This window comes from Methylobacterium sp. 17Sr1-1, from assembly GCF_003173775.1.
GTDB lineage: Bacteria > Pseudomonadota > Alphaproteobacteria > Rhizobiales > Beijerinckiaceae > Methylobacterium.
Genome location: NZ_CP029552.1, coordinates 3,868,633 through 3,880,942 on the forward strand (window position 1 = coordinate 3,868,633; position 12,310 = coordinate 3,880,942).

The following is a 12,310-nucleotide window of genomic DNA, read 5'->3' on the forward strand; positions in this document are numbered from 1 at the left end:
CACCCTCGAACCAGTCGCATAAAGACATCTTTATATCTTGATTGCCTCCCCGCCGGGCGGCTGGTATAGGCGCAGCCGAAGCGGCCGACACGGGAGACCGACCATGCCGAGCAACACGGACTACATCGTCAAGGACATCGCCCTGGCCGATTTCGGCCGCAAGGAGATCGCGATCGCCGAGACCGAGATGCCCGGCCTGATGGCCGTGCGCGAGGAATACGCCGCGAGCCAGCCGCTGAAGGGCGCCAAGATCGCCGGCTCGCTGCACATGACGATCCAGACCGCGGTGCTGATCGAGACCCTGAAGGCTCTCGGCGCCGACATCCGCTGGGTCTCGTGCAACATCTACTCGACCCAGGACCACGCCGCCGCCGCGATCGCCGCCGCCGGCATCCCGGTCTTCGCCATCAAGGGCGAGACCCTGAAGGATTACTGGGACTACACCGCCAAGCTGTTCGAGTGGCATGACGGCGGCATGCCGAACATGATCCTCGACGACGGCGGCGACGCCACGATGTTCGTGCATCTCGGCCTGCGCGCCGAGAACGGCGATACCGCCTTCCTCGACAAGCCGGGCTCGGAGGAAGAGGAGATCTTCTTCGCGCTCCTGAAGCGCATGCTGGCCGAGAAGCCGAAGGGCTGGTTCGCGGGCTTGGCCGAGTCGATCAAGGGCGTCTCGGAGGAGACCACCACCGGCGTGCACCGCCTGTACCTGCTCGCCAAGGAGGGCAAGCTCCTCTTCCCGGCGATCAACGTCAACGACGCGGTCACCAAGTCGAAGTTCGACAACCTCTACGGCTGCCGCGAATCGCTGGTCGACGGCATCCGCCGCGGCACCGACGTGATGATGGCCGGCAAGGTCGCGATGGTCGCGGGCTTCGGCGACGTCGGCAAGGGCTCGGCCGCCAGCTTGCGCAACGCCGGCTGTCGCGTGCTGGTCTCCGAGGTCGATCCGATCTGCGCGCTCCAGGCCGCGATGGAGGGCTACGAGGTCACCACCATGGAGGATGCCGCGCCGCGCGCCGACATCTTCGTGACCGCGACCGGCAACAAGGACGTCATCACCCTCGACCACATGCGGGCGATGAAGGACCGGGCGATCGTCTGCAACATCGGCCACTTCGACAACGAGATCCAGGTCGCGGGTCTCAAGAACCTGAAGTGGCAGAACATCAAGCCGCAGGTCGACGAGATCGAGTTCGCCGACGGCCACCGTATCATCCTCCTGTCGGAGGGCCGCCTGGTGAACCTCGGCAACGCCATGGGCCACCCGTCCTTCGTGATGTCGGCCTCCTTCACCAACCAGACCTTGGCCCAGATCGAGCTCTGGACCAACCCGGGCAAGTACGAGAAGAAGGTCTACACCCTGCCCAAGGCCCTCGACGAGAAGGTCGCGGCGCTGCATCTCGAGAAGATCGGCGTCAAGCTGACCAAGCTGCGCGAGGACCAGGCCGCCTATATCGGCGTCAAGCAGAGCGGCCCGTTCAAGCCCGACCACTACCGTTACTAAAGCATTTTCCGACGAAGTGGTTGCCGGTTCGTCGAAGAAAATGCGTCAACGAAAGACTTGGAGAGCTTCGCGGTTGCAGCGCGATCGTGAAGTCCTCTAAGATCGCGCCCGTCACCAAGTGATGGAATGGGGAGCCCGGCCGCCAGGCCGGGCTCTTCTTTTTGCGTGTACGGTTCAAGGTGGCGGTTGCACGGTCGAGGCTGGAACCTGGGTTCTGCCTTTGTTCTGTCCAAGGTGTGGCATTTCTGTGCTCTTGACGCTGCTCCGTGCAGCCCGGCCCGGCTTCCCCCCAATTCACCCCTTCCGGGCTGAATCCGCACCGCGCTAAACTCCGGGCGAATCTCTGGGGAGGGGAGCCGGTCCGCATGACGGACGCGGCTCCCGGCGTTCATCGTGGCGTAGCGTTCAGGTCGTGTGGCGCACCGGTCCGGTCGAGGGCCGGTGCGCCGGTTCGCGTGGAGACGGACGGATCATGGGGGTTGGACGTACGCCGCGACGGCTCGGCGGCCGCGCGGGCGCCGGCGTATTGGGCGGCGCACTCGGTCTCGCGGCCGCCGCTCAGGCGGCGGAGACCGCACCGGGGCTGCACGCGCACAACGCCGTCGGCTTCGCGGTGCTGATCGGCCTGACGATCTTCGCCACGATCCTGTCGCTGCTCTACCTGCGCGAGCGCGCCCGCTGGGCCCGGCGCGAGCACACCCTGAACGCGGAACTCGCCGACTTGCGCGGCGCCCACGACCGGGCCGATCTCCTGCTCGGCTCCGAGCCGCAGGTCGTCGTGACCTGGGACGCCCGCGGCGAGCCGCTGGTCGAGGGCGATGTCGGCATCACCGCGGACGGGTCGCGGCCGGGCTCGGTGCGCCGGGTGCTCGCCTTCGGGGCCTGGCTCGTGCCCGCCGACGCCGCGGCGTTGGACGCCGCGGTCGAGAGCTTGCGCGGCCGCGGCGAGCGCTTCCGCCGCACCGTGCGCACGCTCCAGGGCCGCACCGTCGAGGCGCAGGGGCAGGCTGTGGGCGGCCAAGCGCTCCTGCGCCTGCGCGAACTCACCGGCGAGCGCCAGGAACTGGTCGAGCTGCGCGCCACCCTCGACGAGACCCGCCACGGCCTCTCGGCCCTGTCCGGCCTCCTCGACGCGATCCCGCAGCCGGTCTGGCACCGCGGCCCCGACGGGCGGCTGGCCTGGGCCAACGCGGCCTACGCCGCCGCGGCGGAGGCCGGCGACGCCGCCCGCGCCGTGCGCGAGGGCGCCGAACTCCTCGAGCGCACCGCCCGCGAGGAGGCCGAGCGCCGCCGCTCCCGGGGGGCGCCGGGCCCCTGCGGGTCTCCGCCGTGGTGGCGGGCGCGCGCCGCACCCTCGACGTCACCGAGGTCGCGACCGAGGCCGGCACCGTTGGCATCGCGGTCGACGTCTCGGAGCTCGAGAGCGTCCGCGCCGACCTGCAGCGCCAGATGGACGCCAACGTCCGCACCCTCGACCAGCTGCCGACCGCCGTCGCGATGTTCGACGCGCGCCAGCAGCTGATCTTCCACAACGCCGCCTACCGCCAGCTCTGGGACCTCGATCCCGCCTTCCTGGAGAGCCGGCCCCTCGACGGCGAGATCCTCGACGCCCTGCGCAACGCCCGCAAGCTGCCCGAGCAGGCGGATTTCCGCAGCTGGAAGGCCGGCGTGCTCGCCGCCTACCGGGCGGCCGAGGCGCAGGAGACCTGGTGGCACCTGCCCGACGGGCGGACCCTGCGCGTGCTGGCCGACCCGAACCCGCAGGGCGGGCTGACCTACCTGTTCGAGGACGTGTCCGAGCGGGTCCACCTCGAATCGCGCTACAACGTGCTGATGCAGGTGCAGAGCGAGACGCTCGACACCCTGCGCGAGCCGGTGGCGGTGTTCGGCACCGACGGGCGGCTCAAATTCGCCAACCGCGCCTTCGCGCAGGTCTGGCGCATCGGCCCCGAGATGCTGGAGGTCCAGCCCCACATCGACCAGGTGATCGCGGTCTGCCGGACCCTGAGCCCGGCCGAGGAGCCGTGGACGCAGATCCGCGAGGCGGTGACCGGCGTGGTCGATGCCCGCCGCGGCCTCGCCTGCCGGCTGGCGCTCGCCGACGGCACGATGCTCGACTGCGCCGCCGAGCCGCTGCCGGACGGGGCGACGCTGCTCACCCACATCGACGTGACGGCGAGCGTCAACGTCGAGCGGGCGCTGACCGACAAGAACGAGGCGCTGGAGCGCACCACCCGCCTGCGCGACGAGTTCGTGCACCACGTCTCCTACGAGCTGCGCTCGCCGCTCACCAACATCATCGGCTTCACCGAGCTCCTCGGCGACGAGACCGTCGGCGCCCTCAACCCGCGCCAGCGCGAGTACGCCGACCACATCATGCGCTCCTCGGCGGCGCTCCTCGTCATCATCAACGACATCCTCGACCTCGCCTCGATCGATGCCGGCTCGATGGAGCTGACGCGCGAGCGGGTCGACGTGCAGACCACGATCGCGGCGGCGGTGCGCGGCATCGGCGACCGGCTGGCGGAGGCCGACATCGCCCTCGTCCTCGACGTGCCGCCGGACATCGGCAGCTTCGTCGCCGACGGCAAGCGCATCCGCCAGATCCTGTTCAACCTGCTCTCCAACGCCGTCGGCTTCTCGGCCCCGGGCCAGCAGGTCCGTGTCTGCGCCCGCAAGAACGGCGAGAGCCTGGTGCTGGAGGTCATCGACCAGGGCCGCGGCATGCCGCCGGAGGTGATGGAGCGGGTGTTCGAGCGCTTCGAGAGCCACACGCTGGGCACCCGCCACCGCGGCGTGGGCCTCGGCCTGTCGATCGTGCGCTCCTTCGTCGAGCTGCATGGCGGTCGCATCGACATCGCGTCCTCCCCCGGCGCGGGCACCCGGGTCGCCTGCACCTTCCCGGTCGGCGACGGCGAGGCCCATCTGGCGGCGGCCGAGTAGCCGGCAGGGCGGCCGCCGGGGACAGCGATTCGTGCCGGCGGGTGACGGGGTCGGGATATTCCGGCACCCTGGCCGCGTTGTCGTCCGTCGATCGTCCCTGGCCGATCATCCCGGTCAGGGTGCCGCACGACCCCGCGGCCGCGGGAAACGCGACGATTCGAAAGGTTAAGGTTCATGGGCTATGACCGGGACCCGACGCCCGTGACGGGCCCGTGAGCGAGGATGGCGGAGTGGACCAGGAGGGCATGGCCGAGCGCACACCCTGGGAGATCGTGCTGCCGGACGAGAGCGCGACCGAGGATCTCGGCCGCTTCCTCGCCGAGATCCTGCGGCCCGGCGACCTGGTGGCGCTCTCCGGCGGGCTCGGCGGCGGCAAGTCGACGCTGGCGCGCTCCATCATCCGCGAGATCGTCGGCGATCCCGAGCTCGACGTGCCGAGCCCGACCTTCACGCTCCTCCAGCCCTACGAGGGACGGGGCGGGCAGGCGGTCGTCCACGCCGACCTCTACCGCCTGCGCGGGCCCGACGAACTGGTCGAGCTCGGCTTCGACGAGATGACCGAGCGGGCGATCGCGCTGGTCGAGTGGCCCGACCGGCTGCCGCCACGCCACGGCCCGACGCTGGCCATCGACCTCTCCCTCAAGCCCGAATTCGGCGACGATGCGCGCCTCGCCCGCCTGATCGGCGGCGGGGGCCTCGGCGGCCGGCTGATGCGGGCCCGGGCGCTCCGCGTGCTGCTCGACCGCTCCGGCTGGGGCGAGGCCGAGCGGGCCCACATGCAGGGCGATGCGTCGAGCCGCTCCTACGAGCGCCTGACCAACCCGGACGGCGCAAAAGCGGTGCTGATGATCTCGCCGCCCAAGCCCGACGGGCCGCCCGTGCGGGACGGCAAGCCCTACAGCGCCATCGTCCACCTCGCCGAGAGCGTGCACGCCTTCGTGGCGATGGATCGCGGCCTGCGGGCCCTGGGGCTCAGCGCGCCGAAGATCCTCGGCGAGGACCTGGAGGCGGGGCTCCTGATCCTCGAGGACCTCGGCACCGAGCCGGTCGTCGACCAGAACGGGCCCCGGCCCGAGCGCTACGCCGAGGCCGTGAAGGTGCTGGCGCGCCTGCACGGCACGACCCTGCCCGGCGTGCTGCCGGTGGCCGAGGGCCGCGACCACGTCCTGCCGCCCTACGACCGCGAGGCGCTGCTGTTCGAGGCCGAGCTCCTGCCCGAATGGTACGCGCCCTTCGTCGCCAACATCCCGCTGGCGCCGGACGCCAAGGCCGCCTTCGTCGCCGCCTGGAGCGATGCGCTGGAAGGCCTCGAATCCGAGGCCCGGACCTGGACCCTGCGCGACTACCACTCGCCCAACCTGATCTGGCTGCCCGAGCGCGACGGGATTGAGCGCATCGGCCTGATCGACTTCCAGGACGCGGTCCTCGGCCACCCGGCCTATGACGTGGCCTCGCTGCTCCAGGACGCGCGGGTCGATGCCAGCGCCGAGTTCGAGCTGCGCCTGCTCGGCCTCTACGCCCGCGAACGCAAGATGCGGGATGCCGAGTTCGACATGCAGGGCTTCGCCCGCGCCTACGCGGTGCTGGGGGCCCAGCGCGCGACCAAGATCCTCGGCATCTTCGCCCGCCTCGACCGGCGCGACGGCAAGCCGGGCTACCTCGCCCACCTGCCGCGCATCGAGGGCTACCTCGCCCGCAACCTCGCCCATCCGGCGCTCGCCGGGGTGCGGGCCTGGTACGCCGCGCACCTGCCGCGCCTCTGCCCCGAACCGTGACGAACCACCGCCCGCGATGACCGACACACCTGCTCCCGCCGTGACGCGCGCCTTCGTGCTGGCCGCGGGCCTCGGCAAGCGCATGCGCCCGATCACCGTCACCACCCCGAAGCCCCTGGTCGAGGTCGCCGGCAAGTCGCTGGTCGACTACGCCCTCGACCGGATCGCCGAGGCCGGCATCCCGGAGGCGGTGGTCAACGTGCACTACCTCGCCGACCTGATGGAGGCGCACCTGGTGCGCCGCCGCTCGGGGCCGGCCATCACCATCTCGGACGAGCGCGACAAGCTGCTCGAGACCGGCGGCGGCGTGAAGAAGGCGCTCCCGCGTCTCGGCCCGGCGCCGTTCATGGTGCTGAACTCCGATTCGTTCTGGCTCGAAGGGCCGCAGCCGAACCTGCGCCGCCTCGTCGCCGCCTGGGACCCGGAGCGGATGGACATGCTCCTCCTCCTGGCCTCCGCCGCGACCAGCCTCGGCTATGACGGCCCGGGCGACTTCCACATGGACAAGGAGGGGCGCCTGACCCGCCGGGCCGAGCGCGAGGTCTCCCCCTTCGTCTATGCGGGCGTCGCGATCGTGAAGCCGGAACTGTTCGCCGACACGCCGGAGGGGTCGTTCTCCCTCAACCTCCTGTTCGACCGCGCCATCGCGGCCGAGCGCCTGTTCGGGCTGCGGCTCGACGGGCAGTGGCTCCATGTCGGCACGCCGGAGGCCCTGCGCGAGGCCGAGGAGCGGGTGCGGGCGAGCGCGACGCAGCCGTAGGCGGCATCAGACGGCGCTCGACCACCTTCAAGAATATGGCGCGGGATCCCCTCTCCCGTGTGGGAGAGGGGTAGGGGTGAGGGTGACACGCTTCAGTGTGTAACGCTGAGCGTCGTGCTGGGAGCTGGACGGTCGAAGCCTGACTCAGAACCGTAGCACCCTCACCCCTACCCCTCTCCCACATGGGAGAGGGGATCCCGCGGCTTACTTCGCCGGGACAGATCACACGGACCTCGCATGATCCCCGATTTCTCCATTCGTCCGCTGCACGATCTAGGCCCAGTTCTCACCCTCAACACCGCCCACGCCGCCGAAACCTCCCACCTCGACGAGGCGGCGCTCCGCGCCCTCATCGACCAGGCCTTCCTCGCCACCGCCGTCACCGGCCCCGAGGGTCTCGCCGCCTTCCTGATCGCCCTCGACCAGGACGCCCGCTACGCCAGCCCCAATTTCCGCTGGTTCCAGGCCCGCTACCCGCGCTTCGTGTACGTCGACCGGATCGTCACCGCGCCGGCGCAGCGCGGCCGCGGGCTGGCGCGTGCCCTCTACGAGGACCTGTTCGCCCGCGCTGACGCCGCCGGCCACGGGCGGATCGCCTGCGAGGTCAACCGCGTGCCGCCCAACCCCGGTTCCGACGCCTTCCACGCCGCCCTCGGTTTCACGGAGGTCGGCTCGGCCGCGATCCATGATGGGGCGAAGACCGTGCGCTACCTCCTGCGCGAGACCGCCCGGTGAGCGAGGGCCACGTCTTCACCATCGCGCCGGGCTCTCGCTTCCTCGACACCCTGGCCGAGGGGCTGCTCTCCGGCCGGCTCGTCGGCGACCTCGCCGCCGGGCCGTTCGGGCTCGCCGCCGTCACCCTCTACCTCCCGACCCGCCGCGCCGCCCGGGCGCTCGCCGCGATCCTGGCGAGGGAATGCGGCCCGGCGGCGCTCCTGCCGCGCATGGTGCCCCTCGGCGAGGCCGACGAGGCCGAGCTCGACCTGCTCGCCGCGCCCGCGGGGGAGCGCCGCGACGAGATCCTGCGCCCGCCGATCCCGTCGCTGGAGCGCCGGCTGATCCTGGCGCGCCTCGTCCAGGCCTGGGCCGGCACCGTCGACCGCCAGCTCCTGCCGCTCGGCGACGAGGTGCCGTTCCGGGTGCCGTCCTCGCCCGCCGACGCGGTCGGCCTCGCCGCCGACCTCGAAGGGCTGATGGATTCCCTCACCGTCGAGGGCCTGCCGTGGAACGACATCGCCGGCGCGGTCGAGGCCGAGCATTCGCGCTACTTCTCCCTCACCCTCGATTTCGTGCGCATCGCCGCCGAGCACTGGCCGCAGATCCTGGCCGATCGCGGCGTCAGCGATCCGACCGCGCGCGGCCGCGCCCTGGTGCTGGCGGAGGCCGCGCGGTTGACCCGCGAGCGCCCGGCCGATCCGGTGATCGTCGCCGGCTCGACCGGCTCGGTGCCGGCCACCGCCCGGCTCATCGCGGCCATCGCCGGGCTGCCCCGCGGCGCCGTGGTGCTGCCGGGCCTCGACCGCGACCTCGATGAAGCCGGCTGGACCGCCATCGATCCGGCCGGCGACGGCGAGGCGGCGGCGCATGCCCATCCACAGGCGGTGCTCCACCGCCTCCTGAGCAAGGACGGCCTCGCCCTCGATCGGGCGGCGGTGATCCCGCTCGGCACCCCGGAACCGGCCGCCGCGTCCCGGGCCGGGCTGCTGTCCCAGGCCCTGCGCCCGGCCGAGACCACCGATGCCTGGGCCGATCTCGATCCGGCTCACCGTGAACAACTCGCCCGCGAGGGCGCCGCCGGCATCCGGGTGGTCGAGGCCGCCGACGAGCGCGAGGAGGCGCTCGCCATCGCGGTCGCCTTGCGCGAGGCGCTGGACGAGCCCGGCCGCACCGCCGCCCTCATCACCCCGGACCGCGCCCTGGCGCTCCGGGTCGCCGCCGAGCTCAAGCGCTGGGGCATCGTCGCCGACGATTCGGCCGGTGAGCCGCTGGCACGCAGCCCCGCCGGGCGCCTCGCGCGGCTCGCCGCCGACGTCGCGGCGCTCGACGCCAAGCCCGAGCGAGTGCTGGCGCTCCTCGCCCACCCGCTGGTGCGCCTCGGCCTGACCCGCGCGGAGGTCGAGCGGGCGGCGAGCGCGCTCGAGATCGGCGTCTTGCGCGGCCCGGCCCCGGCCAAGGGCTTTTCGGGCATCGAGGAGGCGCTCCGCCTCGCCCGGACCGAGGAGCGGCCGCACGATCCTCGCCCGCGTCGGCGCCTGACCGCCGAGGAGTGGGAGGCGGCCGACGAGCTGCTGCTGCGCCTCTCGGTCGCCTTCCGGGATTTTTTCGCCGACGAGGACGACGCCCCCGACGACCTGATCGCCATCGCGCAGCGCCACCGCGCCACCTGCGACCTCCTCATGGAGGGCCCCGAGCCCGACGAGGACGAGGAGGTCGACGCCTCGGTCACGGTGCTCGACGCCCTGTTCGACGACATGGAGCTGGCCGAGCCCGGCTTGCTGGCCGGCCGCTTCTCCGATTATCCCGCCTTCTTCACCGCCCTCGCCCGCGAGCGCGTGGTGTCGCGGCGCAATGCCAGCCCGCATCCGCGGCTGCGCATCCTCGGCCTCCTCGAGGCGCGGCTCCTCTCCGTCGATCGGGTGGTGCTCGGCGGTCTCGACGAGGGCGTGTGGCCGCCCAAGGCCGAGACCGACGCCTTCCTCAACCGGCCGATGCGCCACCGCGTCGGCCTGCCCTCGCCGGAGAAGCGCCTCGGCCAGACCGCGCACGACTTCGTCCAGGCCCTCGGCTGCTCCGACGCCGTCGTCACCCGGGCGCACAAGCGCGAGGGCGCGCCGACCGTGCCGTCGCGCTTCCTCCAGCGCCTGCGCGCCTTCGCGGGCGAGGGGGCGTGGGCCGGCCTCGTGCAGGGCGGGCAGCGCTTCCGGGCGCTCGCGGCCGCACTCGATGCCGGCACGGAGCCGCTGCCGCCGCGCCTGCGCCGGCCGGCGCCCCGGCCCGACCCGGCCCTCTTCCCGCGCTCGCTCAGCGTCACCGAGATCGAGACCCTGGTGCGCGACCCCTACGGGATCTTCGCCCGCCACGTGCTCGGCCTCGACGCGCTCGAGCCGGTGGCGGTGCAGCCGAGCGCCAGCGACCGCGGCACCATCGTGCACAATGTGCTCGGCGGCTTCGCCGAGCGGTACCCGGAGGCGCTGCCCGCCCCCGACCAGGCCGAGCAGGTCCTCTACGCGCTCGCCGCCAACGCCTTCGCGCCGATCTCGGACGCCTATCCGGAGCTCTACGCCGAGTGGTGGCCGCGCTTCGTGCGGCTGGCCGACGCGTTCCTCGCCTGGGAGGCGGAGCGCCGCCCCGGCCTCCGGCGCGTGGACGCGGAATCCGGCGGGCGCTGGACGCTCGAGATCCCGGGCGGCCACGTCCTGACCCTGCGCGCCCGGGCCGACCGGATCGAGACCCGCCGCGACGGCGGCCACACCATCATCGACTTCAAGACCGGCCAGCCGCCAAGCACCCGCGAGGTCTTCGCCGGCTTCTCGCCCCAGCTGACCCTTGAGGCTGCGATGCTGCGGGCCGGCGCCTTCCGGGGCCTCGATCCGGCGCGCGACACGCCCGACCTGCTCTACATCCGGGCCGGCGGCGGCAAGACGCCCCTCGATCCCGTGCCGCTCAAGGCCCCGCGGGGCGACGGGCGCACGCTTCCCGATCTGGTCGAGGCTCATGTCGCGGGCTTGCGCCAGCTCGTCGGCGCCTTCATGGCCGGCGAGGCCGCCTACCTGTCGCGGCCCTATCCGAAATACGCCAAGGCCTATTCCGACTACGACCACCTGGCGCGGGTCAGGGAATGGTCGTTGGTCGAGGGGGAGGAGTGATACCGTCTCCGTCTGGTCAGTTCCGACGCAAGTCGAGCGCGGGATCCCCTCTCCGGGCGATGCCGGGCTTGCCAGAGATCCTTGCCCGGTATCGCTGCAAGGTGTGGGAGAGGGGTAGGGGCGATCGAAGATCGCGCGAGGGTGCCTCGGCTTGCGAGTAGAGCCGAGATCGTCGTGTTGGCAGCTCGACGGTTCAGGGTCATCGCGGAGACCGAGCCACCCTCACGCGGGATCTTCGATTCCCACGGCCCCTGTCCCACTCGGGAGAGGGGAGACGCGCTCGATCTTTACCTAAGCGGATCGAGCGGACATCGTATGACGCGAGCCCTGGTCCCCTTGCACGGGCGCCGCAGGCTCGGTGCGCCGCGCGACCGGCGCTCCGGAATTTCCCTAGCGTCATTCCACCGTCCGTAACCGAACATTAAGGTTACCGAGACATGATCCTGCCAGCGGCACGGCAAATTTTGCCGATCGACCAGCCGAGGGGCGGCCCAGATGCGTTTCGCGAGCTTTGGTTTTCTCGTCGGCAGTGTTCTGGTCAGCCTGAGCGTTGCGGCGACGACGACCGCGCGGGCCGCTGACCTCGATTTCGGTGCCCTGCGCGGCAGCGAATTCGAACCGGCCGCCGCGCCGGTCGTCGATGTCTGGGACGGCATCTATGTCGGCGGTCACGGTGGCTGGTCGAGCGCGAGCTTCGGCTTCGGCAACGTCTTCCAGTCGACGGTCGCCCAGGCCCTGCGCGCCACCGCGATCGAATCCACCCTCAGCGCCTCCACCTTGCTGCACGCGCGGGACGCGCGGCGGGACGGGACGACCTTCGGCGCCTACGCGGGCGTGAACTACCAGTTCGACGAGACCGTGATCGGCGTCGAGGTCGACTACACCCATTCCGGCTTGAGGGGCCGCAGCAGCGACGCCATCGGCCGCGAGATGGTCGACGCCACAGGCTATCTCAGAGGAGCCGACCTCTCCGGCGACGCGACGACGCAGATCAAGGACTACGCCACAATCCGGGCCCGCGTCGGCTACACCGTCGCCGGCTTCATGCCGTTCCTGACCGGCGGCTTCGCCATCGGCCGGGCCCAGATCGCCGAGACGGTGGCGGTGCGCGGCTACGAGTACGATCAAGCGGCCTATCGCAGCAACCAGGCGCTCACTCCCCCCGCAAAACCGGTCTATGTCGGCCATTCCGGCTACACGACCTTCTCTCAGGACAATCCCGGCAGCAGCGTCCTCGCCCCACCGGACATCTTCACGCCGTCCAAGGAGAAGATCGTCGGCGGCATCGCGGCGGGCGCGGGCCTGGAATACGCCATCACCCCGAACCTGCTGCTGCGGGCGGAGTACCAGTACATCCTGTTCAACGATTTCGACGGCCACAAGCTGAACGTCAACACCGTGCGGGGCGGCGCGGCGGTGAAGTTCTGACCGATCGGGCTTGCGGGCGGCTCATACG

Annotated in this window: 6 protein-coding genes and 1 pseudogene; all 7 read left to right on the plus strand. The window is 71.6% G+C overall.

The window, feature by feature from the left end; genetic code table 11:
- The first annotated feature begins 103 nt into the window (after nt 1-103).
- The gene (gene ahcY, locus DK412_RS17395; RefSeq protein ID WP_109972971.1) at nt 104-1,510 is read left to right on the plus strand and encodes an adenosylhomocysteinase; all 1,407 of its coding nucleotides are present in this window, start codon (nt 104-106) and stop codon (nt 1,508-1,510) included.
- A 472-nt stretch (nt 1,511-1,982) separates the two neighbouring features.
- A pseudogene (locus DK412_RS17400) lies at nt 1,983-4,453 on the plus strand (ATP-binding protein).
- 245 nt (nt 4,454-4,698) lie between these two features.
- The gene (gene tsaE / locus DK412_RS17405; RefSeq protein ID WP_204165391.1) at nt 4,699-6,228 is read left to right on the plus strand and encodes a tRNA (adenosine(37)-N6)-threonylcarbamoyltransferase complex ATPase subunit type 1 TsaE; all 1,530 of its coding nucleotides are present in this window, start codon (nt 4,699-4,701) and stop codon (nt 6,226-6,228) included.
- A 16-nt stretch (nt 6,229-6,244) separates the two neighbouring features.
- Complete coding sequence (locus DK412_RS17410) at nt 6,245-6,988, plus strand: nucleotidyltransferase family protein (RefSeq protein WP_109972973.1); 744 nt, start codon at nt 6,245-6,247, stop codon at nt 6,986-6,988.
- A 237-nt stretch (nt 6,989-7,225) separates the two neighbouring features.
- Complete coding sequence (locus DK412_RS17415; protein WP_109972974.1) at nt 7,226-7,723, plus strand: GNAT family N-acetyltransferase; 498 nt, start codon at nt 7,226-7,228, stop codon at nt 7,721-7,723.
- Complete coding sequence (addB, locus tag DK412_RS17420; RefSeq protein WP_109972975.1) at nt 7,720-10,854, plus strand: double-strand break repair protein AddB; 3,135 nt, start codon at nt 7,720-7,722, stop codon at nt 10,852-10,854. Before DK412_RS17415 ends, addB begins: the two co-directional genes overlap by 4 nt.
- A 495-nt stretch (nt 10,855-11,349) precedes the next feature.
- The gene (locus DK412_RS17425) at nt 11,350-12,282 is read left to right on the plus strand and encodes an outer membrane beta-barrel protein (protein ID WP_109972976.1); all 933 of its coding nucleotides are present in this window, start codon (nt 11,350-11,352) and stop codon (nt 12,280-12,282) included.
- Nucleotides 12,283-12,310: the final 28 nt, after the last annotated feature.

Bases quoted from the DNA above. Each gene is read 5' to 3' on its own strand.
- ahcY (WP_109972971.1), top strand. From the start codon at position 104: ATGCCGAGCAACACGGACTACATCGTCAAGGACATCGCCCTGGCCGAT.
- tsaE (WP_204165391.1), top strand. From the start codon at position 4,699: ATGGCCGAGCGCACACCCTGGGAGATCGTGCTGCCGGACGAGAGCGCG.
- DK412_RS17410 (WP_109972973.1), top strand. From the start codon at position 6,245: ATGACCGACACACCTGCTCCCGCCGTGACGCGCGCCTTCGTGCTGGCC.
- DK412_RS17415 (WP_109972974.1), top strand. From the start codon at position 7,226: ATGATCCCCGATTTCTCCATTCGTCCGCTGCACGATCTAGGCCCAGTT.
- DK412_RS17425 (WP_109972976.1), top strand. From the start codon at position 11,350: ATGCGTTTCGCGAGCTTTGGTTTTCTCGTCGGCAGTGTTCTGGTCAGC.